This window comes from Providencia sp. PROV150 (assembly GCF_028481025.1).
Classification (GTDB): domain Bacteria; phylum Pseudomonadota; class Gammaproteobacteria; order Enterobacterales; family Enterobacteriaceae; genus Providencia; species Providencia hangzhouensis.
In genome coordinates this window covers 210,936-236,999 of record NZ_JAMPPJ010000012.1, presented here as the reverse complement: position 1 = coordinate 236,999, position 26,064 = coordinate 210,936, and the positions used below count along the sequence as shown (strand labels likewise).

At 40.9% G+C, this 26,064-nt stretch carries 23 protein-coding genes; 3 read left to right on the top strand and 20 right to left on the bottom strand.

From position 1 onward, the window contains the following. Positions 1 to 141: 141 nt before the first annotated feature. The 11 genes from alaS to gpt all read right to left on the bottom strand — a co-directional run bounded on the left by alaS (position 142) and on the right by gpt (position 13,751). Positions 142 to 2,769, bottom strand: coding sequence for an alanine--tRNA ligase (gene alaS, locus PSE83_RS10565; protein WP_198633781.1), 2,628 nt, complete (start codon positions 2,767 to 2,769; stop codon positions 142 to 144). 326 nt (positions 2,770 to 3,095) lie between these two features. Beyond that, the gene (recA, locus tag PSE83_RS10560; protein ID WP_004264809.1) at positions 3,096 to 4,163 is read right to left on the bottom strand and encodes a recombinase RecA; all 1,068 of its coding nucleotides are present in this window, start codon (positions 4,161 to 4,163) and stop codon (positions 3,096 to 3,098) included. Positions 4,164 to 4,267: 104 nt separating this feature from the next. Beyond that, a complete protein-coding gene (gene pncC / locus PSE83_RS10555) occupies positions 4,268 to 4,771 on the bottom strand; it encodes a nicotinamide-nucleotide amidase (RefSeq protein WP_004264808.1) in 504 nt (167 codons plus the stop codon). A 14-nt stretch (positions 4,772 to 4,785) separates the two neighbouring features. Next, positions 4,786 to 5,988: a lysophospholipid transporter LplT gene (gene lplT / locus PSE83_RS10550; RefSeq protein WP_036958917.1), complete on the bottom strand. Its 1,203-nt coding sequence runs from the start codon at positions 5,986 to 5,988 to the stop codon at positions 4,786 to 4,788. A gap of 1 nt (position 5,989) precedes the next feature. Further along, positions 5,990 to 8,137 (bottom strand): bifunctional acyl-ACP--phospholipid O-acyltransferase/long-chain-fatty-acid--ACP ligase, encoded by a 2,148-nt coding sequence (gene aas / locus PSE83_RS10545; RefSeq protein ID WP_165879166.1) that lies wholly within the window; start codon positions 8,135 to 8,137, stop codon positions 5,990 to 5,992. A 140-nt stretch (positions 8,138 to 8,277) separates the two neighbouring features. After that, positions 8,278 to 8,775 carry a shikimate kinase AroL gene (aroL, locus tag PSE83_RS10540; RefSeq protein WP_272660843.1) on the bottom strand — a complete coding sequence of 166 codons (498 nt, stop codon included), beginning with the start codon at positions 8,773 to 8,775 and terminating at the stop codon, positions 8,278 to 8,280. 127 nt (positions 8,776 to 8,902) lie between these two features. Beyond that, positions 8,903 to 10,156, bottom strand: coding sequence for a glutamate-5-semialdehyde dehydrogenase (gene proA, locus PSE83_RS10535; protein ID WP_004264803.1), 1,254 nt, complete (start codon positions 10,154 to 10,156; stop codon positions 8,903 to 8,905). 2 nt (positions 10,157 to 10,158) lie between these two features. After that, complete coding sequence (gene proB, locus PSE83_RS10530) at positions 10,159 to 11,262, bottom strand: glutamate 5-kinase (RefSeq protein ID WP_036958967.1); 1,104 nt, start codon at positions 11,260 to 11,262, stop codon at positions 10,159 to 10,161. A gap of 116 nt (positions 11,263 to 11,378) precedes the next feature. Further along, the gene (crl, locus tag PSE83_RS10525; protein ID WP_036958914.1) at positions 11,379 to 11,780 is read right to left on the bottom strand and encodes a sigma factor-binding protein Crl; all 402 of its coding nucleotides are present in this window, start codon (positions 11,778 to 11,780) and stop codon (positions 11,379 to 11,381) included. A gap of 71 nt (positions 11,781 to 11,851) precedes the next feature. Further along, positions 11,852 to 13,102, bottom strand: a complete 1,251-nt coding sequence (gene frsA / locus PSE83_RS10520; RefSeq protein ID WP_272660842.1) for an esterase FrsA — start codon at positions 13,100 to 13,102, stop codon at positions 11,852 to 11,854. A 184-nt stretch (positions 13,103 to 13,286) separates the two neighbouring features. Then, positions 13,287 to 13,751 carry a xanthine phosphoribosyltransferase gene (gene gpt, locus PSE83_RS10515; RefSeq protein WP_036958965.1) on the bottom strand — a complete coding sequence of 155 codons (465 nt, stop codon included), beginning with the start codon at positions 13,749 to 13,751 and terminating at the stop codon, positions 13,287 to 13,289. A 437-nt stretch (positions 13,752 to 14,188) separates the two neighbouring features. On the opposite strand from gpt, the gene pepD reads away from it, so the two are divergent. Then, positions 14,189 to 15,649, top strand: a complete 1,461-nt coding sequence (pepD, locus tag PSE83_RS10510; RefSeq protein ID WP_272514756.1) for a beta-Ala-His dipeptidase — start codon at positions 14,189 to 14,191, stop codon at positions 15,647 to 15,649. A gap of 48 nt (positions 15,650 to 15,697) precedes the next feature. Here the strand turns inward: pepD and dinB are convergent, their stop codons facing one another. Beyond that, on the bottom strand, positions 15,698 to 16,753 hold the full coding sequence (dinB, locus tag PSE83_RS10505) for a DNA polymerase IV (RefSeq protein ID WP_036958912.1): 1,056 nt from the start codon (positions 16,751 to 16,753) through the stop codon (positions 15,698 to 15,700). Between the two features lie 281 nt (positions 16,754 to 17,034). Between dinB and PSE83_RS10500 the strand changes: the two genes are divergently transcribed. Beyond that, positions 17,035 to 17,931 (top strand): glycerophosphodiester phosphodiesterase family protein, encoded by an 897-nt coding sequence (locus tag PSE83_RS10500; RefSeq protein WP_172766838.1) that lies wholly within the window; start codon positions 17,035 to 17,037, stop codon positions 17,929 to 17,931. A gap of 178 nt (positions 17,932 to 18,109) precedes the next feature. After that, positions 18,110 to 18,472, top strand: a complete 363-nt coding sequence (locus PSE83_RS10495; RefSeq protein WP_096864772.1) for a hypothetical protein — start codon at positions 18,110 to 18,112, stop codon at positions 18,470 to 18,472. Positions 18,473 to 18,568: 96 nt separating this feature from the next. Here PSE83_RS10495 and nqrM read toward each other — a convergent pair whose 3' ends face one another. The 8 genes from nqrM to PSE83_RS10455 all read right to left on the bottom strand — a co-directional run bounded on the left by nqrM (position 18,569) and on the right by PSE83_RS10455 (position 25,924). Further along, complete coding sequence (gene nqrM / locus PSE83_RS10490) at positions 18,569 to 18,796, bottom strand: (Na+)-NQR maturation NqrM (protein WP_004264769.1); 228 nt, start codon at positions 18,794 to 18,796, stop codon at positions 18,569 to 18,571. Between the two features lie 17 nt (positions 18,797 to 18,813). Continuing rightward, positions 18,814 to 19,845 (bottom strand): FAD:protein FMN transferase, encoded by a 1,032-nt coding sequence (locus PSE83_RS10485; protein WP_036958908.1) that lies wholly within the window; start codon positions 19,843 to 19,845, stop codon positions 18,814 to 18,816. A gap of 240 nt (positions 19,846 to 20,085) precedes the next feature. Further along, a complete protein-coding gene (gene nqrF / locus PSE83_RS10480; RefSeq protein ID WP_004264766.1) occupies positions 20,086 to 21,312 on the bottom strand; it encodes an NADH:ubiquinone reductase (Na(+)-transporting) subunit F in 1,227 nt (408 codons plus the stop codon). Between the two features lie 15 nt (positions 21,313 to 21,327). Then, entirely contained in the window at positions 21,328 to 21,924 is a 597-nt protein-coding gene (gene nqrE / locus PSE83_RS10475) for an NADH:ubiquinone reductase (Na(+)-transporting) subunit E (protein WP_004264764.1), read from the bottom strand. A 4-nt stretch (positions 21,925 to 21,928) separates the two neighbouring features. Next, a complete protein-coding gene (locus tag PSE83_RS10470; protein ID WP_004264762.1) occupies positions 21,929 to 22,558 on the bottom strand; it encodes an NADH:ubiquinone reductase (Na(+)-transporting) subunit D in 630 nt (209 codons plus the stop codon). Next, a complete protein-coding gene (locus PSE83_RS10465) occupies positions 22,551 to 23,345 on the bottom strand; it encodes a Na(+)-translocating NADH-quinone reductase subunit C (protein ID WP_110592315.1) in 795 nt (264 codons plus the stop codon). The genes PSE83_RS10470 and PSE83_RS10465 overlap by 8 nt, the downstream gene beginning before the upstream one ends. After that, positions 23,338 to 24,576, bottom strand: a complete 1,239-nt coding sequence (locus PSE83_RS10460) for an NADH:ubiquinone reductase (Na(+)-transporting) subunit B (RefSeq protein WP_004264756.1) — start codon at positions 24,574 to 24,576, stop codon at positions 23,338 to 23,340. The genes PSE83_RS10465 and PSE83_RS10460 overlap by 8 nt, the downstream gene beginning before the upstream one ends. Before the next feature lie 4 nt (positions 24,577 to 24,580). Then, on the bottom strand, positions 24,581 to 25,924 hold the full coding sequence (locus tag PSE83_RS10455; protein WP_004264753.1) for a Na(+)-translocating NADH-quinone reductase subunit A: 1,344 nt from the start codon (positions 25,922 to 25,924) through the stop codon (positions 24,581 to 24,583). Between the last annotated feature and the right edge of the window lie 140 nt (positions 25,925 to 26,064).

Below are 26,064 nucleotides of genomic sequence, written 5' to 3'. Positions count from 1 at the left end.
ACATTCACCTAAAGCATTGATGCCATCAATACAAGCATTCTAATTATTTACAAGCAAAATATAGCACTACAAACGATACATTAACAATGCCGCAACAGATTAAAGTTGCCTCATATTTTAATGAGGCAACTTTGTAAGTGCTTACAGACGCGCTTCGACCCATTCTTCGACACTTGCCATAGCAGCAGGTAATGCGCTAACGTCAGTACCTCCCGCTTGAGCCATGTCTGGGCGACCGCCACCTTTACCACCTACCTGACTTGCAATATAGGAAATTAAGTCCCCTGCTTTAACTTTAGCAGTCAAATCATTAGTTACCCCAACGATCATACTGACTTTATCACCACTTGTTGTTGAAAGCACGATAATCGCTGATTTCAACTGATTTTTAAGGTCATCAACCATAGTTCTCAATAACTTAGGATCAGTATCCGCTAATTGAGTGACTAATAATTTGATGCCTTTCACGTCTTTCGCTTTGCTACTTAGTGAAGCACTTTCTTGAGATGCTTGTTGATCTTTTAGTTGCACAATTTCTTTTTCGAGTTGGCGAGATTTGTCTAACGCCGCTTTTACTTTCTCGACAAGACTATTAATATCACCTTTCACTAAGTGTGCAATTGCTGAAAGTTGCTCTGACTGATTGTGAATGCTTTCAATCGCCATTGTGCCTGTAGTCGCTTCAATACGACGAACACCTGCAGCCGTACCAGATTCACTCAAGATACGGAATAAACCAATATCTCCTGTACGACGCGCATGTGTACCACCACATAACTCGATAGAAAAATCACCCATACTCAGAACACGTACACGTTCCTCATATTTTTCACCGAATAATGCCATAGCACCTTTTGCTTTAGCGCCTTCTAAATCCATCAGTTCAGTTTCAATTTCTGAGTTTTTACGGATTTGTGCATTCACAATATCTTCTACTTGACGTAGTTGCTCTTGTGTCATCGCTTCAAAATGAGAGAAGTCAAAACGCAAGTATTTGTCATTAACCAATGAACCCTTTTGAGAAACATGGTCGCCTAATACTTGGCGTAATGCCGCATGCAGTAAGTGTGTTGCTGAGTGATTTAAACGGATCGCATCACGTCTAGAGCTATCCACAAAAGCGGTAATTCTATGGTTAACAACCAGTGAACCCGCCTCTACCTTCCCAATATGCCCAATTGCTTGACCATATTTTTGTGTATCAGTGACTTTAAAGCTCGCATTGTCATTATTTAAGTAACCAGTATCACCGACTTGCCCACCAGACTCTGCATAAAATGCAGTTTTATCTAGTATAACTAAGCCTTCTTCACCCGCATTCAAACTGTCTACAGGTTGGCCATCTTTATATAATGCAGTAATAGTGGCTTGTTGCTCATCATATTGATAACCGGAGAATTCACTACGCTTATCAACTTTAATTAAAGAGTTATAATCCGCACCAAAACCACTGGATTCGCGCGCACGACGACGCTGGTCTTCCATCGCCCGCTCAAAACCTTCTTCGTCGACTTTAATATTGCGCTCACGGCAAACATCTGCCGTTAAATCGATTGGGAAGCCATAGGTGTCATATAAGCGGAATGCCGCTTCACCATCCAGAGTATCCCCTTTCAGTGAAGCAAGTTCTTCATCTAATAATTGAAGACCGCGTTCTAACGTGCGTGCAAATTGCTCTTCTTCGGTCTTGAGAACTTTTTCAACCATAGCTTGCTGGCGTGCAAGTTCATCGGCCGCAGGCCCCATGACTTTAATCAATGGCGCGACTAATTTGTAGAAGAAAGTGTCTTTGGCACCAAGCATATAACCGTGACGAACAGCACGTCGAATAATACGACGCAGAACATAACCACGACCTTCATTTGATGGAATAACACCATCACTGACAAGGAATGCACAAGAACGAATGTGGTCAGCAATAACGCGTAATGATTTATTCTCTAAATCCGTCGCACCTGTTGCTTTAGCTGCCGCAGCAATAAGGTCACGGAAGATATCAATTTCATAGTTTGAATTAACGTGCTGCAATACCGCAGAAATACGCTCTAAGCCCATTCCTGTGTCAACTGAAGGTTTTGGTAGAGGCTCCATTGTCCCGTCAGACTGACGGTTAAATTGCATGAAGACTAAATTCCAAATTTCAATATAGCGGTCACCGTCTTCTTCTGGGCTTCCTGGAGGCCCCCCCCATATATGGTCACCGTGATCATAGAAAATCTCGGTACATGGGCCACAGGGACCGGTATCACCCATTTGCCAGAAGTTATCTGACGCATATGGTGCGCCCTTGTTATCACCAATACGAATAATACGCTCAACTGGAATACCAATTTCTTTATTCCAGATATCATAAGCTTCATCGTCAGTTGCGTAAACGGTCACCCACAACCTTTCTTTTGGTAAGTTAAACCATTCTTCGCTAGTCAATAACTCCCAAGCAAAACGGATAGCATCATGCTTAAAGTAATCGCCAAAGCTAAAATTGCCTAACATTTCAAAAAATGTATGGTGGCGGGCAGTATAGCCTACATTTTCTAAGTCGTTATGTTTACCACCTGCACGCACACAGCGTTGCGCGGTTGTCGCTCGGGAATATGCTCTTTTATCCAGACCAAGAAATACATCTTTGAACTGGTTCATCCCTGCGTTTGTGAACAATAGTGTAGGGTCATTATTTGGCACTAGTGAACTACTAGAGACCACTTGATGACCTTTTGTATGAAAAAAGTCGAGAAACGCTTGACGGATCTCAGCGGTGCTTTTACTCATATTTATCCCGATATCAAGCTGGAAACAGAATTACGAATTGTTGAGATGGAATGTAACATCACCTCTAATCAACTCTCCGATTAAAAAGTGACTGATAAGATAAAGTCTCTTTGTGCAGAAGTAAAATATAGATACATCCATTCGCAGCTTTCATTGTAAAGCGTCTAGATATTTTCTGAAAGTATGTTTATACCTTGCACTGGTGTATTTTTCCACAGAAAAACTGTTCAATAAACTATTAATGTAATAGGTTAAAAATAAAATAGGCGCCACCACATCAGCGGAGCGCCTATAATTTACTTGTTAATCAATTAATTAGATTAAAATTAAAATTCTTCTGGTGTTTCTTCTTCATCAGCATCACTGATAAAGTCTGTTGCTGCACTACTAAATTCACCAGTATGATTCAATAACATTTCACGCAGTTTGGTATCAATTTCTTGAGCGACTTCAGGGTGCTCTTTTAAATAATTTGTTGAGTTAGCTTTACCTTGGCCAATTTTATCGCCGTTATAACTATACCAAGCCCCTGCTTTTTCAATTAACTTATGTTTTACACCTAAGTCAATTAGCTCGCCGAAGGTATTAATACCTTCACCATACAAAATTTGGAATTCAGCTTGTTTGAACGGTGCTGCAACTTTGTTTTTTACCACTTTAACGCGAGTTTCACTACCGATGATTTCTTCGCCATTTTTAACAGCACCAATACGGCGGATGTCTAAACGAACAGATGCGTAGAATTTTAATGCATTACCACCTGTTGTTGTTTCTGGGTTACCAAACATAACACCAATCTTCATACGAATTTGGTTGATAAAGATCAGTAAGGTATTAGATGTTTTTAAGTTACCTGCTAACTTACGCATTGCTTGGCTCATCATACGAGCAGCTAGGCCCATATGTGAATCACCAATTTCACCTTCAATTTCAGCTTTTGGTGTTAATGCAGCAACGGAGTCAACGATGATCACATCAACCGCACCTGAGCGAGTTAATGCATCACAAATTTCTAGCGCTTGCTCACCGGTGTCCGGTTGAGAACATAGTAAGTTATCGATATCAACGCCTAATTTTTTAGCATAGATAGGGTCTAAAGCGTGTTCAGCATCGATGAAAGCACATGTTTTACCACTACGTTGCGCTGCAGCAATAACTTGCAGAGTTAGTGTTGTTTTACCTGAAGATTCAGGGCCGTAGATTTCAACAATACGACCTAGTGGCAAGCCACCAGCACCCAATGCAACATCAAGGGATAAGGAGCCTGTTGAGATAGTTTCAACATCCATAGAGCGGTCTTCACCAAGACGCATAATGGAACCTTTACCAAATTGCTTTTCAATTTGGCCTAATGCTGCTGCAAGTGCTTTTTGTTTGTTTTCATCAATAGCCATGTTTACTCCCTAAGTGCAATGATTTGACCACTGCAAATAAAACGATTGAATTCGGTTTGTTGAAATTAATTATACTGTATAATCATACAGTATCAAGAAGATTTTTAACTTAACTGCTTTAAAAGTGTTTCAAGTATATAAAGTGTTGATTGAAAACGAACTTCATTTCTGTTTCCTTGAAACACTTGATGTTGTGTTGTGACTAATACCGTTTGGTCTGCCTGTTTCTGTGCAAAACCAAACCATACTGTACCAACAGGTTTTTCTACACTACCGCCCCCAGGGCCTGCTATTCCACTAACTGAAACAGCAAAATCTGCACAGGCTTCTTGTAAAGCGCCTGTCGCCATTTCAGTAACGACTTGTTGGCTTACAGCGCCATACTGCTGTAAAGACTCATCTTTAACACCGATCATTTGATGCTTTGCTTCATTACTGTATGTCACAAAGCCACGCTGAAAGTAATCTGAACTACCCGATATATCGGTTAAAACTTTGGCAACCCAGCCCCCGGTACATGACTCTGCGGTTGTGACTGTTTTACCCTGTTCTTTCAGTTTCAGCCCAACCTGAATACTCAGAGTTTCAAGCCGCTTCTCATCTATCATGATGTTATCTACCTTTATGCCATTTTTTTACGAGCGCGATCCCAAACCCATAAACCCGCAATCGCAATTGCGAATACAGCACCAAAACCAATACCGGCATTCACAACTGACAAACCTGCTTTAATTGCTAATGAGTACAAGCCTAACATAATTAGCATTGCACTATTTTCACCTAAGTTTTGTACTGCAATCGCATTCCCTGCTCCAACGGTTTCCTTCCCTTTTTCTTGCAATAATGCATTCAACGGAACAACAAACAAACCGCCGAAGATCCCAAGGATGATTAAAATAAAATAGGATGGAATAATATTAGTTTGCAACGAAAGTAACACCACCATCACACCTATAATAACCCCCGCAGGAATGCAGCGATAAACCGTTTTTAAGGTAATAAACTTGGCAGCAAGCCCGGCTCCTGCAACTATTCCCACGGCAACCATCGCATTTAAAATAGTCGGCGTTGTGTTGTCTTGTAATCCCAATGCCACAGGCACCCATGCAACGAGCAGAAAACGCAGCGTTACCCCAGCCCCCCAGAACAAGCTGGTTCCAACTAGTGAAAAACGGCTTTCTTGGTTAGCCCATAGCACCCGGCAGGCATTGAAAAAAGAAGTAATTAACAGTTTAAGATCCCAACCTTTTCCAGGCCTCGCGGCAGCTAAGTGTGGGATGAAAAAATTCGCAATAACGGCTAACGCATACAATACAGCACATGTGCCTAACGCTAAGATTAAGTTAATATCGGAAAGCATTCCTCCGACAACCGATCCCACTAAAATGGCTGCGATTGTTGAAGCCTCCATAACGCCATTGGCCTTAACAAGGTTATCTCCACCAGTGAGCTCACCTAAAATACCGTATTTAGCTGGTGAATATGAAGCAGCGCCGATTCCCACTAACCCATAGCAAAGGAATGGGTTTAGGCCAAAACAAATCCCTAATGCCCCAATAAACTTAAAGATGTTAGAAAACAACATCACTCGGCCCTTTGAGAACCTATCTGCAATTTGCCCAACAAATGGCGCTAAAACGATGTAAGTGAAAACAAACACCATTTGTAAGATAGGATGACTCCATTCAGGATAAAACTCGGCTTTAAGTTGGGCTAATATGGCAAATAATAAAGCATTATCTGCAAATGCAGAAAGAAACTGTGAAGCGAGTACTGCTTTCATTCCTCTGCTCATTAACGGTACATTGGACGCATTCTCTTGCATGTTATTCATCCTTTAATGCCATTTGCTTTAATGTGACAAAATCCGTTTTACCACTACCTAGTACTGGCAATTCTTTAACAAAACGAATATCACGTGGAACCGCTAACTCGGTTAACCCTTTGCTCTTGGCTGCGCTGGATAATGCGCTACGGTCTAGTTCTTTATCTGTTGTGAACAAAACAAGCGCTTCACCTTTACTGCTATCTGGCTTTGTAACCACACCGTGATTTGCATTAGGAGAAAGAGATGCCACCATTTGCTCAATACTTTCGAGAGAAACCATTTCACCCGCAAGTTTAGCAAAACGTTTAACACGGCCTTTTATCGTACAGAAATTTTTATGATCTAATTCAACGATATCACCTGTGTCGTACCAACCTTCCTCTATTTCACCTTGTGCATTTTCAGCTCGTGGTGTTTCAAGTACCCCAGGCGCTTCCACACGCAAATACCCTTTCATGATATTTGGGCCTTTAAGCTGTAATTTACCACCTTGTTCAATACCAGAAATGGGAATAATTCGCGCTTCCATTTCGGGTAAAATTTGCCCTACAGAGCCTTCTTTAGCGGCCATTGGCACATTAATTGAAACAATAGGTGCACACTCAGTTACCCCATAGCCTTCAAGAATTCGGATGCCAAATTTATCGAACCAGATTTTTTTGGTTTTATCTGATAATTTTTCTGCGCCCGCAACCACATAACGCAAACGTGCAAAATCATACTGATGAGCAAATCGTGCGTAGTTACCTAAAAAGGTTGATGTTCCAAATAATACCGTACAGTTTTTGTCATAGACTAATTCAGGAATGATCCGGTAATGTAATGGGCTTGGATAAAGGAAAACTCGGCTACCTGAAAATAGAGGGATAAATAAGCCAACCGTCAAACCAAATGCGTGAAATAATGGAAGTGACGACATAAAACGGTCACGAGGTGTAAAATCGGCGATCGTTTTAATTTGCTCTACGTTTGCCATCAAGCTGGCATGGCTGTGGACAACACCTTTCGGTGTACCTTCCGAGCCGGATGTGAATAAAACAATCGCTTCATCGGACGGCTTTCGGGGAATAATGGCTTTCTTAGGATTAAATAAGTGCTTAATAATCCATATTTTATCTTGCCATGTTACCGTGTCTTTTAAATCTTCAAGGTAAATCCAACTTGCTTCTGGCACTTGTTCTGGAATATGCGTCAAGTTGCCTTTTTCCAAAAATTGGCGGGAAGTAAAGACCACTTTCGCTGCTGAAGCTTTTAAAGCGTTACTAATACCGTGACTGCCCGCAGTGTAATTAAGCATGGCAGGTACTCGGCCTCTCATTAAAGCGCCAAAAATCGCGGCTGCGGTGACTGTCGCATTTGGCAATAATAGGCCAACTCTTTCATTTTCATGAGTATAGCGTTCAATAATACGACCAACCCCTAAGGTTTTTTTCAATAGAGATTGATATGAATCCTCTTTAAATGCGATGTCTTCAATACAAGGCGTGCAGCGCCCAAAAAACTGAACACTTTGAATAAATTCTTCAACTAATGTGACTTGTGGTAAACAAGACATACGTGCGGACTTCATGATTTGGTACAGATTTTCACCAGCCAGAGCACGACGCTCTACCGCTCTAGGAGCTTCTGGCATTGGAATTTCTTGTGCTGGCAAGATATGCAATGTGATCTTCGGGAACCATTTTAATGGAAAAATTCCTTTCAGCCGCCCAAAATGGCTATATTGTGCACCTTCTATACGAATAGGAACAACTTTTGCTTCTGACTTTGCTGCCACAAAAGCCGCTCCTTCGTATATTTTCATTAAAGAGCCATGAACCGAAATTCGGCCTTCTGGGAAAATAACTATTGGGCGCCCTTTTTCTACCTCTTTAACTAGATGACGAATACCTAGAGGGTTGGCAGGATCAAGAGGGACAATATCCGCATAGGGCTTAAGGCGCTTCACCATTTTCGGTGTGGCAAATGTTGAATAAACAGCAAATACAGGTTTGACAGGCAAAAAAAGTGCGATTAATACACCATCTAGGAAAGAAACATGATTGGGCGTAATTAAGCATTTATCTTGATTAAATTCTTTCGCGTCGCCAATAACTTGTACGCGAAACAAAAATTTAAGTACTGTTTTGACTATCTTTGCCAACATAATGAGTCCCTATACTATGATTATATTTTTATATATTAGTGTGATACGACTATACCTTTAGTGACTTCTATCTTACTGAGCTACTCCCTTTACTCTAATTAGTATATTCCGAAAACACCGCTGGCTTATCACTCATGAGTTTAAGTTAAATCATTAAGTTGTGCGATGATGCCGTCGACAGGCTGCGCCGCATCAATAATATGATGTGCTGTCGCACGGTAGATAGGCTCCCTTTGTTGCATTACTTCTTCAATTTCTTCAACTAAAGATTTTCCTGTCAAACTTGGTCGCTGATCCGCTTGCGGTTCCGCAGCGAGGCGTTTTGCTAAAACTTCAGGGTGGGTATTTAAGTAAATCACGGTGCCGTTATTACGCATAATTTGCTGATTTTCTTCTGCAAGAACAAGCCCCCCACCAGTTGAAACAATCATATCGCTTTGCGTAATCGACTTAAGGACGTCAGTCTCTAGCTGGCGAAAGTAATCCCACCCGTGCTGTTCAACAATTTCTGCGATACTTTTTCCCGCTTTTTCTAAAATCAATTTATCTGTATCAACAAATTGATAACCTTTAGATTCTGCAAATTTTTTACCAATTGTGGTTTTACCCGAACCTCTTGGACCGATAATGTAAAACATTAAATTTCATCCCATCATCATAAATACTAAGCAATACCGATTACAAATTTGCTTATGATAAACTGCCTAGTTTGGCAAATAAAAAAAGAAAGCCACACAAGTGTGGCTATCTCATCATTTTTACTCATTATGGACGACTTAAAAAGTCACCATACCCGATCCATTTGTACGTTGTTAGTGCATCTAACCCCATAGGGCCACGTGAATGTAATTTTTGCGTACTCACTGCGACCTCTGCACCTAAACCAAACTGCCCACCATCGGTAAAGCGAGTGCTTGCATTAACATATACCGCGGCTGAATCTACACATTGAACGAAATAGTCAGCTTGGTGAATAGATTCTGTCAAGATAGCATCAGAATGGGCTGTACCATAATGACGAATATGGTCGATAGCCGCGTCAATATCGTCAACAATGTCTACGTTAAGATCCAGTGAGAGCCACTCATCGACAAGGTTTTCAGGTTTTACATCAACAACTTTAGCTGGACCTTGTTTTAGCAATGGAAGCGCTTTTTCACTCGCATGTAATGTAACTTGTTGTTGTGCCATTTTTTCACTTAAAAACGGCAGAAATTCATTCGCAATCTCTTTATGAACTAATAATGTTTCCAGTGAATTACAAGCGCTTGGGCGCTGAACTTTTGCATTAATAATCACGTTAATGGCTTTATTAAAATCTACCGATTTATCAACAAATGTATGGCAAACACCAATTCCCCCGGTAATTACTGGGATCGTTGATTGCTCACGACATAATTTATGTAAACCCGCACCGCCTCGAGGGATTAGCATATCCACGTAGCGATCTAATTTGAGTAATTGCGCAACTAATTCACGGTCAGGGTTATTAATAGCCTGTACTGCATCTGCTGGCAAGCCGCTATTTTCCAATGCTTTTTGAATAACTTCCACCACTGCAAGATTAGTATGGTGTGTCTCTTTCCCGCCACGTAAAATGACCGCATTACCTGTCTTTAAACATAACGAAGCCACATCAACGGTGACATTAGGGCGGGCTTCATAAATGACACCGACAACCCCCAATGGGACACGGCGGCGCTGTAAATTTAAGCCGCTATCCAATTGGCTTCCATCAATGATTTGCCCAACAGGATCAGCTAATTGGCATACTTTTCTGACGTCATCAGCAATACTTTTTAAACGCTCTGGCGTCAGCAATAAGCGGTCTTGTAACGCCTCAGTCATACCGCTTGCTTTTGCCTGCGCCATGTCTTTTTGATTCGCTGCAAGTATAACTGCATTATCTTGTTCTAGTAGATCTGCAATTTGTAATAGTGCTGCATTTTTTTGTTTGGTACTTAACTGAGCTAATTGCCATGAAGCAACCCTTGCAGCCTTACCCATTGTCTCTAACATAATTAACTCACTATCATATCATCACGATGAACAGCCACAGAACCGTGTTCATAGCCAAGTATTTTGCTGATTTCTTGTGAATGGTGCCCAGCAATCATTCTAAGTGCATCACTGTTATAGTGGCTGACCCCATGAGCAAGATCTTTCCCTGCCATATTACGAATACGGATCACTGCGCCTCGGGAGAAATCGCCTTCAATCTTCTTAATACCTTTTGGCAATAATGAACTGCCTTTTTCCATAATTGCCAGTTGTGCACCATCATCAATGTACACATCTCCAGCTGCTGGAGCACCGAAAATCCAACGTTTACGATTTTCCATTGGATTTTTTTGCCCATAAAAACGGGTACCAACTGGAAGATTTTCAATAACCGCATTAATAACATCCGGTTTATTGCCTGCTGCAATGATAACATCAATTCCTGCGCGGCCCGCGACATCTGCTGCTTGTAATTTAGTTGCCATTCCACCGGTTCCTAACCCGCTAACGCTTCCCCCCGCCATTTCGCGAAGTTCATCATTGATACCATACACTTCAGGGATCAATTTTGCATTTGGATTACTGCGTGGATCAGCATCATATAAGCCTTCGATATCTGTCAATAATAGCAGTTTATCTGCATCGCCAAGAATCGCGGCCAAAGCGGATAGATTGTCATTATCACCGACTTTGATTTCTGCGGTAGCCACAGCATCATTTTCATTGATAACTGGAATGATTCCGTTATCTAGCAGTGCTTGCAAGGTATCTCGTGCATTTAAGAAACGTTCTCTGTCTTCTAAATCGGCTCGTGTCAGTAACATTTGCCCGATATGAATGCCATAAATGGAGAATAACCGTTCCCATAACTGGATTAAACGACTTTGACCGACCGCCGCAAGCAACTGTTTAGATGCTATGGTAGCCGGCAGTTCGGGGTAATTTAAGTGTTCGCGACCTGCGGCAATTGCCCCAGAAGTCACAATAATAATACGATGCCCTTTTTCATATTGCTGCGCGCACTGCCTAACCAGCTCAACAATATGAGCTTGATTTAAACGGCGCGAGCCCCCTGTTAATACACTGGTCCCTAATTTAACTACCAGCGTCTGGCTATTTTTCATCATTTTTCTGCCATTAGGATTAATAAACCAAAAAGTAGGTATCATTTTTATCAGGAGAAGCGCGTTATGCCAACAGGCATAACGCAAAATTCAACAAAAGTTGGTTTAAAACAAATTTATGCGCTTAATTCCAGTTTTAATTCTGTCATTAGCGGGGAGGGAAAGAGGCTTAACTCAAGTTCAGATAGCTGTTTTGCAAGGGCTTGGTGAAAAGACACTAAATTTTGCTCTGTCGCCTCAATGGTTGGTGCATCTTTTAATGCTTTGACTTGCCAACTACCATGGCTGTTGTATAAGCCCAAATGATAAGTAAATTCAAACCCCTTATCAGTTGCAACCAATTTTAACCACCACCCCCAAAATTCACGTTTTTCTGGGGCAATATTTGCATTCACGCAAACAACGAGGCTATCGAATATATAACAGCCATTTAAACATTGTTTTTCACGTAAATAAGGTCCTATCGAAGCAAACTTCTTTAAATACTTTCCATTTGAGTAATCAGTCGGTAAAGCCATGTTAAGGATCTCCTTCTTGGGAAGACACCTTTTTAACAAATGGGAAAAAATAAGCAAGTTATTAAATAAAATTAAAGTATTTTTGCTTTTAACCAATTAGTAGTTTCACTTAGCGCCTTTTCAAAATTAGCAAAAACGGGCTGGCTTGGTAGCATTATCGTGTCAGCATCCATCGATGAACGTCGAATTAAATCAGACTCTGCTTTGGGGCTGTAAATGTCATCTTTAAGACTAACCGATAGCATTGGAACCTTACTGCGCCGCCCCAAAAGCCCTTGATTTTTAAGTGAATAGCAACTTAATTCATGACGTAAAGCAGAACCATCAACTTGATAAATACCCAAACGACTGGCGAATACATCCAAAACCATCCGAGGAATATCTTGCTGATATTTCTCTTCATGCAATAAACTGTGGACAATTGGCCCTATGACAGCGACTGCTTTAATCTTATCAGGGCACTTATAAGCTAATCTTAACGCTATATTTGCGCCAAAACGCATACCAACGATGCCAAAACGCGTATGATCAATCCAAGCAATATCCCCAAGCTGTCGAACGATTTGCTCATGTAAGGTGCTCGTTTCCTGCGTAAGCTTGTGTTTAACCGAATAACCAATTGACGGCATATCCAATGTTAGCATCGCAATACCGAGTGGTTCGAGGTAGTCGCGAAAATAGCGACAGAAATCAATCTGTAAGCTATCTAACATGCCACAGATCATCACTGTCGGATAAGGCCCTTGCCCCTGTGAAGGAATATGTAAAAAACCGCAGACTTCTTTCCCACCATCAACTTTGAAAGGAATTTTCTTTAGGCGATATTGAGAAAATTTTGCGGCACTATCATAAGCTTTGCAAGCCAGCAAAATAGCTTGGTCAGCCAGCTCGTCACCTTTAATAAAAGGATAAGCGGCAATGCTGTACAAATTAGCAGAACGTAACCAAGCCTCCCCTGCCTCTGCACCTTTTTCAAATTCTAATGCTTTTTGCTGCCAACGCATGGCTTGCTGGGACCATTCGAAACACCAGTTTCCACGACGGTTGCCAATGACCGTATCCAACAAATTATCATTGCTACGCTCAGCATCTGAGATAGCAATACGACTTAGCACTTCTTCAATTTCTAAGGCGTCTATTCCTCGCCAAATCCACATTAAACGATTAATCATACGGTACCAACCCGCATGATGGGAGCCACTTAACACGCTGTGTTCTTTAATTTGAGAAATTGTTTGAGATGAATAAGAGACTAATGTTGATGTTTCAACTTGTCTGACTTTAGGTTTGAAAAGTTTTTCTGAAAGGTTTTGCTGAGTCATCCCTATTTCCTTGTCGATCAGAGTTGAATTTGGCCAAAAATAAAGGGAATGCAAAAATGCACTCCCCAAATTATATCGTGTTTAGCTCAAAAATTTTAGGTATTAATGTGTTTTTGCAATCAATAAAACCTATAACGCTTTATAATTACAATGTTTTCACCTAAAACGCTCATGAAAAACAGATTTATTTATCTTGTTCACACAATGGTTTAACAAAAACGACACCCATGTCCCATGGTTGTTCGATCCATGTGTCTTGTGGAATATCAACTACGTAGTCATCAACTAATGGACGGCCTGCAGGTTTTGCAAAGATGGTGACAAAATGTGCTTTAGGGTACATGTTACGGATAGCTTGAGCTGTGCCGCCTGTATCTACTAAATCATCGATGACAATATAGCCTTCACCATCACCTTCTGCGCGTTTAATCACGGTTAATTCGCGCTGGTTATTATGGTCATAGCTAGAAATACAAACGGTATCAACGTTACGAATACCAAGTTCGCGTGCAAGCAGTGCTCCAGGAACAAGGCCACCACGGCTAACCGCGATAATACCGGTCCATTGCTCTACTGGTAATAAACGTTGTGCGAGTTTACGGGCATGTATTTGCAACATATCCCACGTTACGACATATTTTTCGCTCATAAAATTCGGGTCCCGACTGCTGAGTAAATCTGAAAAGTGTCTTGCGGAAAAAAGGTTGCGCGAGATTATAGTGATTTGGCCGGTTAAAAACCAGTAAAAAGCACCATTAGCCATTAATTATTATCATTTACACTGTCCATTGCTCAAAAGAAAGTGTTATCCTGAGTTTATAAAAGAGGCAGCCTTTAATTCGAAACTTCAGGCTGTTAGGTCATAATTACAGCAATATTCCTTTTAAAATTGAAGCTGAAATTAATGTTGGTTGCCAATCAGCTCCTACTGGGTTATTCAGGATATTATCCCTAAATAGTTCAATTTGTAGCTAGGCGGCAAATGAGTAAATCCTAGGAGCATACATAAGTATGTGACTGGGATTTATGAATGAAGCCAACAACGCTACAGATTGAAATATAAAGGGAAAATAAAAGGAGAGAGACGTGTCTGAGCTAGCTACATTATCCCCCCAGCCGCTATGGGACATCTTCGCTAAAATCTGTTCTATCCCACACCCTTCGTATCACGAAGAAGCCTTAGCCGCGCATATTGTTGATTGGTCAAAACAAAAAGGCTTTCACGTTGAACGTGATGAAGTAGGCAATATTCTGATCCGTAAACCTGCTACGCCTGGTTATGAAAACCGTAAAGGTGTTGTTTTACAAGCTCACTTGGACATGGTGCCACAAAAAAATAACGACACGGTACATGACTTTAAAACAGATCCAATTCGTCCCTATGTTAATGGTGAGTGGGTTACTGCTGAAGGCACCACTTTAGGTGCTGATAACGGCATTGGCTTAGCTTCTGCTTTGGCTGTTCTTGCTGACGATAGCGTTGAGCATGGGCCAATGGAAGTTCTCCTGACCATGACCGAAGAAGCCGGTATGGAAGGTGCTTTTGGCTTGAAAGCAGGCTGGTTACAAGCAGATATTTTGATAAACACCGACTCCGAAGAAGAAGGTGAAATTTACATGGGTTGCGCTGGTGGTGTTGATTTTACAACCACGTTTGACCTGACTCGTGAAGCATTACCACAAGGCTATAAAACCTTCACAATGACCCTAAAAGGCCTAAAAGGTGGTCACTCCGGTGGTGATGTACATTTAGGTTTAGGTAATGCCAATAAGCTGTTAGCTCGTTTTCTAGCAGGGCACGCAGAAGATTTAAGCCTAAAATTATTAGATTTCAGAGGGGGTACTGTTCGCAATGCGATTCCTCGTGAAGCCTATGCCATTATTGCTGTTCCAGCAGACAAAGTTGCTGAATTAACGGCACTGAGAACGCGCTATGAAGATATTCTGAAAAATGAATTAGCTGTTGTTGAGCCTAACCTTGTTCTGCTACTTGACGAAACGCAAAGTGAGCTAAAAGCCCTTTCTGATGATTGCCAAAAGCGTTTTGTTTTCTTCTTAAATGCAGCACCGAACGGTGTAATTCGCATGAGCGATGTGGCTATTGGCGTGGTTGAAACGTCACTTAATGAAGGTGTGGTACGCCTAGCTGAAGATAAAGCAGAAATTATCTTCCTTGTTCGCTCACTTATCGATAGCGGCAAGAACTACGTTGTTAACATGCTGACATCTATCAGTAAATTAGCACAAGCCCAATATCGAGCAGAAGGCAGCTACCCTGGTTGGCAGCCCGATGCAGACTCACCAGTGATGCATTTAGTCAGTGATACCTACAACAAACTATTCGGTAAAATTCCTAATGTGATGGTGATCCACGCAGGCCTTGAGTGTGGCTTATTCAAAAAGCCTTACCCAGACATGGATATGGTTTCAATTGGGCCAACTATTCGTGGTGCGCACTCCCCTGATGAGCGTGTGCATATTGCAAGCGTTGGTGAGTATTGGAAATTATTAACTGCGGTTTTAAAAGCAATTCCAGTTAAAGAATAAACAACTAATTAATTGTAAATCAAACACCTATCATACGATGGGTGTTTTTTATAATTCAAGTAATAATTGCCGTTCAAGCTGAGGACTTTGCAGCATCACATGCAAACCAACTAACCGAACGCCACGCCCTAAGCGGCGGTTATCCCAAGCTTTTTTCGCTATTTGTACCAAATCTTGTTTATTGAGAACTGGGTATACATGTTCTTGTGTCGTTTGCTGAAAGTCTGCAAATTTAAATTTTACACCTTGGCGAGCAATACGAAGGTCAGGCTTTACCTTTGCTAAACGCAGTTGGAGTTCATCGTATAATTTATCCAACAACGGCAAGCAATCTTCCCATTGATAGATATCTTCTGTAAGTGTACGTTCAACTCCTACCGATTTCCTAAGCCTATCAGGGTTAATCGCACGTTCATCGATACCATGGCAACGCTCCCAAAGTACCTGCCCAAATTTCCCCATGCTTTTAATCAACGCAACTACATCATATTTTTGAACATCGGCACAAGTCACCAACCCCATATCCGCTAATTTTTGGGCTGTTACCTTACCCACTCCTGGTATTTTTTTTAGCGGCAATTTAAGAACGAATTGATCGATATCTTGTGGTGTGATCACGAATTGGCCATTCGGTTTGTTCATATCGGAAGCAATCTTTGCCAAAAATTTTATTGGAGCGATCCCCGCTGAAGCAGTGAGCTGTAATTCATCAAAGATTTGCTTACGGATAGCCTCAGCAATTAACGTTGCAGAGCCGTGTAATTGCGTACAATCCGTAACATCCAAATAAGCCTCATCAAGAGAAAGCGGTTCTATGAGGTCTGTGTAACGCGCAAATATTTTTCGAATATGAAGAGAAGTTTCTTTATAAAGTGCCATATGCCCAGGAACCACTTTCAAGTGAGGGCAAAGCCTAAGTGCAATCGCTGTAGACATCGCACTATGAACACCGTAGCGACGTGCTTCATAATTTGCAGTACTAATCACTCCTCGGCGATCTGCGCTACCTCCCACCGCAATAGGTACATTGCGAAGGCTTGGGTCGTCACGCATCTCGATGGCGGCATAAAAGCAGTCCATATCAATATGAATAATTTTACGCACGAGTATACCCTAACAATCAATCAACTGTTTAAATATACAGCATCTTTAATAGCCATGCAATTATTATCAGACCACCATAAATGGATGAATAACAAGCTAACTTAATGATAACTAGGTAATTCATCATATTGCAATAATCATCTGCCAATCTATCCAATAAAGATTTTATTTAAAGTTTGTCTTAAAAATAAGTGTTAATACTTACTTTTAAACAAAAAAGTAATAAAAAGAGTTGTTTTACCAACGACAATACCTTGAAAAACTATTTATGGATCATCTCTATGGCAATTACATCAACATCAAAATATTTTAAATTTATGGCAACTCTCATAATACTGTTTGCTAGCCAAACCGTTTTTGCACTATCCCCTAAAATTGTTGCTCACCGTGCAGGAACGGCTGATGCACCAGAAAATACAATTTATGCAATTGATTTAGCGAAGAAAAATAATGCTGATGCTATTTGGCTTACCGCTCAGTTAAGTAAAGATAATCAACTCGTTTTATATCGTCCAAGTGACTTAAGCTCACTTACAGACCATGAAGGTCCTGTATCAAAATATAATGCCCTGCAACTTAACCGTATAAATGCTGCATATAAATACAATATAAAAAATAACCTGCAACTACCTATGCAAGATACTACTATTAGTAGACTAGAAACTATTTTAAAAAAATACCCTGATACGACTTTTTATATTGATTTAAAATCACCTGATGCAGACCCTAATATCCAAGCACAAGCTATCCTTGCATTACTAGATAAAACTAATTCATTTAGCCGAGTACGTTTTTATTCCACTAATGATGAATTTTTAAAAGCGCTAAAATCCCTTTCATCAAAAATTTCACTATTTGAAAGCCGTGATGAAACTCGGACTATGTTGGCAAATATCGTGATGAACCATCAATGCTCAATAGAAAATGACAAAACCACCACTCGTTGGTATGGCTTTGAGCTACATCGTAAAGTTGAAGTAGTTGAAAAATATACATTAGGTGAGGCACGCTCACCAGCTACCCTTTCATGGGATAAAGAGGCCATCGACTGTTTTAGAAAAAATGGTAATGCCTATATCATTGTCTTTGGTGTTAATAATGACAGTGACTACCAACTCGCAAAAGAAATTGGTGTTGATGCTGTAATGGTTGATTCCCCAAAAGCATTTAAAAAATAATCTAATAACATCTCCTAAGCTATTATTACTTTAATAATAGCTTAGGAATTAAATCACATCTTAAAAACATTCTTTTCATCAATTAATAATAATTGTTCTTAATTTACCGCTATAGAAAACTTGATATATTTAATCCGTCACAAAAATTCTATTTAAAATAATTTAAAAAAGGTTTTATATGTCAAATATTGGAACAATGATTGTCGAGAATTATTGGAATGAAACATTAAGGAAAGTTGAAATACATTATCATAATAGTGATAACCCCTATGATAATGTGTTTATATTTTATAATCTAGCTCATGCCACATCTAGCTCTAACGAAAATTCATTCCCTTACTCAACAACAGGTAAAAGTGCTTGGAAAGCTAAAATTACTACGAAAAGTAATGAACTGTGGAGTAGTGGTGATTTTTTACCTTGCCAAATTAACAACAATGATAATGGAAAGGTCACGATTAGATTTGATGGTGAGACAAAAAGCATGCATGTTAATTACCCTGTCTCTGTTTCATGTGCTAAGAAAATGCAATTAATTTAGGCTGTATAACGGGAAAGTAATATTTGGAGATGTCTAATAACTATATTTAGACATCTCCGGCTCATTACTAGTTATAGAACCGTTAAATATTACTATTCAAATAATACGATTTTTATCCAGTATTTTTTGGCGGGCTTCTTCACGTGCCATACGCTTTTTACGTGCATCGCAAGGCTCAGGGCAATCACACACTTTATCAACACCAATACTGCTTAACCCGCCACAGCTACCTTGGATACTCTTACGCTTAATAATATATCCAAGTGACATGCCTAAAAAGGCCAGCAAAAACAGTACAAAGGCTGCAATAAAAACATTTAGCATCTTTTATCCTCCCACAACTACTGTTTTTTAGTTAAAAATGGTTCGAATGCCTTAGTATAACGCTCTTCAAAACCTTTATCTGTCTTAACAATCATAAAAACAGGAATATTCATTTTTTCAGCTAAATCAAAGCCAACTTCAGGCCCTAAAACATTTAGCCCCGTAGATAGGCCATCAGCACTCATGCAATTTTCTGCAATCACCGTAATAGAAACTAAATTATGAGTGATTGGCTTGCCTGTTTTTGGGTCAATGGTATGAGAAAAACGAACGCCATCTTGCTCGAAATAATTACGGTAATCTCCTGATGTAGCGATAGAACGGTCACCTGGTTCAATAATCTCTTGTGCTGTTTGGCTTACCCCATCCGCTACAGGTTTTTCTATTGCAATACGCCATGGTACTTCTTTACCATTTGTTCCTTTCGTACGCACTTCACCACCAATATCAACCATATAATTATTGATATCCAATGATTCTAAATATTCAGCAACAACGTCGACACCATAACCTTTAGCAATTGAGGAAAGGTCGACGTACAGCTCAGGGATCGTTTTAATTAGGTTATTATCCTGAACCGAGAGTTTCTCGATACCAGTCCAGGCTCTACGCTTAGCCAACTCTTCATCAGAAGGCGCTTTAGTCACTCTTCCTTCAGGGCCAAAACCCCATAAATTAACTAAAGGCCCAACCGTTACATCTAATGAACCATTAGTAAGCTTATTAATTTCAATGGCTTTTTTAACCACAGTTGCGGTTGCTGCAGAAACTGGGAACGGCGTATTCACTTCTTTAAATTGATTAAAACGACTTAATTCTGAATCTGGGCGATATGTTGACATTTGGTCGTTAACTTCCTCCAAACGTTTATCTATTTCGGCTTGAATGACTTCAGGCTTTGGCTCCGAAGAATCTGTAACATATTTAACCGAATAGTACGTCCCCATCGTTTGCCCCTGAAGATTCTGTTGTTCAGGTCCACCACAGGCAGTAAGAAACAGAGCTGCAACAAATAGCAGTATTGGGGTATAGATTCTTTTACTTAGCATAATTTTCTCCGCGTCAATCATGAGCGCATTTTGTTAAGGCCGCCCAGACTATTAACACACTTTACATCGTCACCCATGCAGAGAATGTTCCAGTCAAAATAATTATAAATCTACCTATTAAGCGCTAACTAATTAGCACTTAATAGATTTACTAAAATCACAAAGAGGGAAAATATTTTCCCTCTTTAAAGTGTTACTGTCTACTGACTTTGATAAGTCTAATAAAATCAGCTAAGTTGCTTAACCACCGAAGTCATCCAACAGGATATTTTCATCTTCAACACCGAGGTCTTTCAACATTTTAATCACAGCAGCATTCATCATTGGAGGTCCACACATATAGAACTCACAATCTTCTGGCGCTGGATGGTCTTTTAAGTAGTTTTCATATAAGACATTATGGATGAAACCTGTATAACCATCCCAATTATCTTCAGGCATAGGGTCTGAAAGCGCGACATGCCATGTAAAGTTTTCATGTTCTGCGGCAAGTTGGTCAAAATCTTCAGTGTAGAACATTTCACGGACTGAACGCGCACCATACCAGAAACTGATCTTACGTTTAGAATCCAAACGACGCAGTTGGTCAAATATGTGAGAACGCATTGGCGCCATTCCCGCACCACCACCGATAAACACCATTTCTGCTTCCGTTTCTTTAGCAAAGAATTCACCAAACGGCCCAGAAATAGTGACTTTATCCCCTGGCTTTAATGACCAAATATAAGAAGACATGATCCCCGGTGGGACATCTGGATTACGAGGTGGTGGCGTAGCAATACGCACGTTTAGCATGATAATGCCATACTCTTCCGGGTAGTTTGCCATCGAATAGGCGCGAACAGTTGGCTCTTTAACCTCAGATACATAACGGAACAGGTTAAATTTATCCCAATCTTCGCGGTACTCTTCTGGTACATCAAAATCTTCGTATTTGACAACATGTGCCGGACATTCAATCTGAATAAAACCACCCGCACGGAAAGGAACTACCTCTCCTTCTGGAATTTTCAGTTTAAGCTCTTTAATGAAAGTGGCTTTGTTATCATTAGAAATAACTTCACACTCCCATTTTTTCACACCAAAAATTTCTTCTGGAAGCTCAATTTTTAAATCTTGCTTAACGTTGACCTGACACGCTAATCGGCAGCCTTCTTTTGCTTCACGTTTGTTGATGTGTGAAAGCTCAGTTGGCAGAATATCACCACCGCCTTCTTTGATTTTCACACGGCACTGACCACAAGAGCCACCGCCGCCACATGCTGATGAAACAAAAATACCTTGGTTTGATAGCATGCCTAACAGTTTGTCGCCCGCCGGAGCTTCAAAACTTTTGTCTGGATCGCCATTAACTTCAACTTTGATGTTCCCTGTATTGACTAGCTTGGATTTAGCAAACAGGATTAAACCTGTCAGCACCAAGACAATCAGGGTAAACATCACGACACCTAAAATAATAATTTCCATGAATTCTTCTCGCCTTTATAGCTGCACACCGGAGAAGGACATAAAGCCCAATGCCATTAAACCGGTTGTCACAAAGGTGATACCTAACCCTTTTAGACCCGATGGAATATCTGAGTACTTCATCTTCTCACGGATAGCCGCCAGCAATACGATTGCGAGCATCCAGCCGATCCCCGAACCGAACCCATACACAATCGATTCGCTAAAGTTATAATCACGCTGAGCCATGAAAGAAACACCACCGAAAATGGCACAGTTAACGGTAATCAATGGCAAAAAGATACCTAACGCGTTATACAGTGACGGGAAGTAGCGGTCTAAAATCATTTCAAGAATCTGAACTAACGCGGCAATAACACCGATAAAAGTGATGAAGTTCAAGAAGGATAAATCGATACCTTCGGCAATCGCACCATCACGTAACACCAAGTTGTATACTAAGTTATTGGCTGGGACAGAGATCCCCAGAACTACCGTTACAGCGATACCCAGTCCAAAAGCGGTTTTTACATTCTTCGACACCGCAAGGAAAGTACACATTCCCAAGAAAAACGCTAATGCCATATTTTCAATAAAAATGGCTTTAACAAATAGGCTAATATAGTGTTCCATGTGATTAGTCCTTCTCTACCTGAGCTGGTTTCAGAGTACGTAGTCCCCAAATCAGCATACCAATGATAAAGAATGCACTTGGCGCGAGGAGGAACAAGCCATTTGGCATGTACCAACCACCGGTTTGTAGTGATTCAAAAACTGTGATACCAAACAATTTGCCGGAACCAAATAACTCACGGAAAAAGCCGACTAAAACAAGGATCACACCATAACCAAGGCCGTTACCAATACCGTCCATGAAGCTTTCAATTGGTGGTGCTTTCATTGCGTAAGCTTCAGCACGTCCCATGACGATACAGTTAGTAATAATCAAGCCAACAAATACAGAAAGTTGTTTTGATATTTCATAGGCGTATGCACGTAAAATTTGGTCAACGACAATAACTAAAGATGCAATGATCGCCATTTGAACGATAATACGCACACTGCTCGGAATATAGTTCCTGATGAGTGAGATAAAGAAGTTAGAAAAAGCCGTTACTAAGGTTACAGCGATCGTCATAACGAGTGCGGTTTCTAACTTCGTTGTCACTGCAAGTGCAGAACAAACCCCTAATACCTGTAAAGCAATTGGGTTGTTATCAAATAGCGGCCCAAGTAGGACGCGTTTTACTTCTTTTGAATCAGCCATTATTCAGCGCTCCTTCACGTACTTTTTTCAGGAACGGACCAAAACCGTTATCCCCTAACCAGAAATCAAACATATGTTGGATCCCGTTCGATGTTAGAGTCGCACCTGAAAGGCCGTCGATACCGTATGGGTTATCTGTAGCACCACCGCGCACGATTTTAATTGCCGGAACCCCCTGTTCATTGAACAGCTTTTTACCTGGCCATTGTGCTTTCCACTGAGGGTTATCAACCTCACCACCCAGCCCTGGTGTTTCACCATGTGCGTAGTAAGTAATACCACGAGAGGTAACACCATCTACATCTACCGCAATAAAGGCATACATGACAGACCACAAACCAGAACCGTAAACAGGTAAAATAATTTGTGATACTTTTCCTGCTTCATCTTTAACCAAATAGATTTCAGCGCTATTGGCACGACGGCGGATTTTTGCAATATCCTCTGCAGGAGAGAGTGCAATACTCGTTTCTTCGCTGCGTAGCTCGCTATTTAAGTCATAACGGCTAGTGCTATCAGATAATTCATTAGTTTTAAAATTCAAAAGTTTAGGTTCGATGCGATCCTTATACACATTTTGAACTTCCTCAGCGGTCATTTTAGGCTGTAGCAACCCAGCAACACTTAAAATGTTACGTTGAGTATCTAACTGAATCTGTTCTTGCTGCTGTGGTTTTAAACCAACGGCAGCACCTGCGACGACAATAGAGCACACTAGACAAAGAATAAAAACAACTAGAAATGTTCTGCCGACGCTATCGTTATTAATTGGTTTTTCATTAGCCACGAGCTTTTCTCCGCTTAATATTTGCTTGAACGACCAGATAGTCAAACAGAGGAGCAAACAGGTTGGCGAATAGGATCGCCAGCATCATCCCTTCTGGATAAGCTGGGTTAACAACCCTGATAAGAACACACATTACACCGATCAGAATGCCGTACGCCCATTTACCTTTGTCTGTGAATGAAGCTGATACTGGGTCTGTCGCCATAAAAATCATACCGAATGCGAAGCCACCGAGTACCATGTGCCACCACCATGGCATAGCAAATAACGGGTTGGTATCAGAGCCAATCGCGTTGAATAGGTAGGACATTGCAATCATACCAACCATCACACCAGCAACAATGCGCCATGATGCGATACGGAAGAACATGATAAGAGCCCCACCAATAAACAGCATCAGAGTTGACACTTCACCAATTGAACCTGGCATATTACCTAAAAAGGCTTGCATCCAAGTAATAGGCTCATGAGTCACTGTGTTCATTAGCGCATGCTCACCACCTGTTGCCCATTGTGATAATGGTGTTGCACCAGAGAAGCCATCTGCAGCGGTCCAAACTAAGTCACCTGATATTTGAGCAGGATAAGCAAAGAATAAGAAAGCACGTCCAGCCAATGCCGGGTTTAAGAAGTTACGCCCAGTACCGCCAAAAATTTCTTTCGCAATAACAACCCCGAACGTGATACCTAATGCAGCCTGCCATAAAGGAATGGTTGGCGGCACAATTAAGGCAAATAGAATCGAGGTAATAAAGAAGCCCTCGTTTATTTCATGGCCGCGGATCATGGCGAATAACACTTCCCAGAAACCACCGACTAAGAAAACGACTGCATAAATAGGAAGGAAATACACTGCACCCAGCAGCATTTTACTTCCCCATCCCGCATCCATCGAAAGTGATGCGCCTAAAAACTGCGCTAAGCTATAATGCCAATCACTAGCTAGAACTTGCTGTAATTCAGCCCCGCTATATAATTGATGCAAAGCTGGGATGGCTTGGTTACCAACGTTATACATTCCCCAGAACATAGCTGGGAAAACCGCTAGCCACACCAATATCATCATACGTTTCAGGTCAATAGTATCCCTGACATGAGAACGCCCTTTTGTTACCGTACCCGGCGTGTAAAAAACAGTCGAAACTGCTTCAAATAACGCATAGTATTTTTCTAGCTTTCCACCGGGCTCAAAATGGTGCTCATACTTTTCAAATAAATTTTTCAGACCCATGGAATCACCCTTCTAGCTCAATCTTGGTCAGAACATCGCGTAGCACCGGACCATATTCATATTTCGCTGGGCAAACGTAGGTACATAAACCTAAATCTTCTTCGTCCAACTCTAAACAGCCCAATTCTTGTGATGAGTCAGTGTCTCCAGCAAGGAGATCACGCAATAAATGAGTGACCATGATATCGAGAGGCATGACTCGCTCGTAGTTACCAATTGGCACCATCGAACGCTCTCCACCGTTCATTGTCGTTGTAAAATTAAAACGTTTATTTTTCAGGAAATGCCCGATTGTGGTACGAGTAATCGTAAATTTATTAACACCAGGCATAATCCAGCCAAATAACTCTTTATTGCGACCTTCGGCTAACACTGAGACTTGATTATGAAAACGACCAAGATAGTGATGGGTATCATCGCATGTCACGCCCCAAAGGACTGAACCGGAAATAATACGATTTTCACCCGCTTTAAGCTGACCTTGTGTTAATTCATATAAATCAGCACCTAGGCGAGTACGCAGAAGACGAGGTTTTTCAACTTGTGGCCCTGCTAATGAAATCACGCGGTCTGTGTATAGGTGACCCGTAACAAATAGCTTACCAATAGCAATAACGTCTTGGTAATTAAGGCTCCAAACTTTTTTCTTAATACTCACAGGTTCTAAGAAATGAATATGAGTTCCCGCTAAACCAGCAGGATGCGGCCCTGCAAACTGAGTATAAGAAATTTGGTTATGTGCCGTATTCTTCGGTAAGTCTCCCTCTCCATGACACACATGGATTTTACCTTCTGTTAAACGACTTAGAACCAAAAGCCCATCGTTAAATGCTTGTTCTTGCTCTTTAATAATTAAAACAGGATCCGCTGCAAGTGGGTTAGTATCCATTGCAGTGACAAAAATAGCGATAGGTGAAGAACCCGGTTGTGGTGAACGGCTAAATGGACGCGTTCTTAAAGATGTCCACAGACCCGATTTGATCAAGTTATCTTCGACTTGTTGTTGCGTTAATGTTGATAGCTCATCACGAGTATAAGCTGCAAATGTTTCTTGTTCATCACCATCAATTTCGATGACAACAGATTGAAGCACACGACGCTCACCACGATGAATAGCAACAATTTTACCGCAGGCTGGGCTTGTAAATAAAACCCCTGGGTTCTTTTTATCTTCAAAAAGAACCTGTCCTTTAACTACACGCTCACCTTCTTTAACCAGCATCGAAGGACGCATTCCGACATATTCCTCACCTAGCACAGCTACGTGTTGAATTTTCGGGCCGTCTTCTATCACTTGGGCTGGCTCACCTGCGATAGGAAGGTTGAGGCCTTTTTTAATTTTAATCATAAGATCTGCACAAGTTTATCAGTTAAACCCTAAGCTAACGATTCAGCAATGAATGATAGCGACTCATTAAATAAAAAATAGCTCAAGTAATCGTCATCACTTAAGCAGGTATTCTCACATAATTGTTACTAAATTTTATC

Excerpts from the sequence above, each read along its gene's own strand:
- PSE83_RS10485 (WP_036958908.1), bottom strand. The coding sequence starts at position 19,845 with ATGCTAAGTAAAAGAATCTATACCCCAATACTGCTATTTGTTGCAGCT.
- PSE83_RS10495 (WP_096864772.1), top strand. The coding sequence starts at position 18,110 with ATGTCAAATATTGGAACAATGATTGTCGAGAATTATTGGAATGAAACA.
- recA (WP_004264809.1), bottom strand. The coding sequence starts at position 4,163 with ATGGCTATTGATGAAAACAAACAAAAAGCACTTGCAGCAGCATTAGGC.
- lplT (WP_036958917.1), bottom strand. The coding sequence starts at position 5,988 with ATGCAAGAGAATGCGTCCAATGTACCGTTAATGAGCAGAGGAATGAAA.
- aas (WP_165879166.1), bottom strand. The coding sequence starts at position 8,137 with ATGTTGGCAAAGATAGTCAAAACAGTACTTAAATTTTTGTTTCGCGTA.
- PSE83_RS10455 (WP_004264753.1), bottom strand. The coding sequence starts at position 25,924 with ATGATTAAAATTAAAAAAGGCCTCAACCTTCCTATCGCAGGTGAGCCA.
- alaS (WP_198633781.1), bottom strand. The coding sequence starts at position 2,769 with ATGAGTAAAAGCACCGCTGAGATCCGTCAAGCGTTTCTCGACTTTTTT.
- nqrF (WP_004264766.1), bottom strand. The coding sequence starts at position 21,312 with ATGGAAATTATTATTTTAGGTGTCGTGATGTTTACCCTGATTGTCTTG.
- proA (WP_004264803.1), bottom strand. The coding sequence starts at position 10,156 with ATGTTAGAGACAATGGGTAAGGCTGCAAGGGTTGCTTCATGGCAATTA.
- gpt (WP_036958965.1), bottom strand. The coding sequence starts at position 13,751 with ATGAGCGAAAAATATGTCGTAACGTGGGATATGTTGCAAATACATGCC.
- pncC (WP_004264808.1), bottom strand. The coding sequence starts at position 4,771 with ATGATAGATGAGAAGCGGCTTGAAACTCTGAGTATTCAGGTTGGGCTG.
- PSE83_RS10470 (WP_004264762.1), bottom strand. The coding sequence starts at position 22,558 with ATGGCTGATTCAAAAGAAGTAAAACGCGTCCTACTTGGGCCGCTATTT.
- nqrE (WP_004264764.1), bottom strand. The coding sequence starts at position 21,924 with ATGGAACACTATATTAGCCTATTTGTTAAAGCCATTTTTATTGAAAAT.
- crl (WP_036958914.1), bottom strand. The coding sequence starts at position 11,780 with ATGGCTTTACCGACTGATTACTCAAATGGAAAGTATTTAAAGAAGTTT.
- PSE83_RS10500 (WP_172766838.1), top strand. The coding sequence starts at position 17,035 with ATGGCAATTACATCAACATCAAAATATTTTAAATTTATGGCAACTCTC.
- PSE83_RS10460 (WP_004264756.1), bottom strand. The coding sequence starts at position 24,576 with ATGGGTCTGAAAAATTTATTTGAAAAGTATGAGCACCATTTTGAGCCC.
- frsA (WP_272660842.1), bottom strand. The coding sequence starts at position 13,102 with ATGACTCAGCAAAACCTTTCAGAAAAACTTTTCAAACCTAAAGTCAGA.
- proB (WP_036958967.1), bottom strand. The coding sequence starts at position 11,262 with ATGAAAAATAGCCAGACGCTGGTAGTTAAATTAGGGACCAGTGTATTA.
- nqrM (WP_004264769.1), bottom strand. The coding sequence starts at position 18,796 with ATGCTAAATGTTTTTATTGCAGCCTTTGTACTGTTTTTGCTGGCCTTT.
- aroL (WP_272660843.1), bottom strand. The coding sequence starts at position 8,775 with ATGTTTTACATTATCGGTCCAAGAGGTTCGGGTAAAACCACAATTGGT.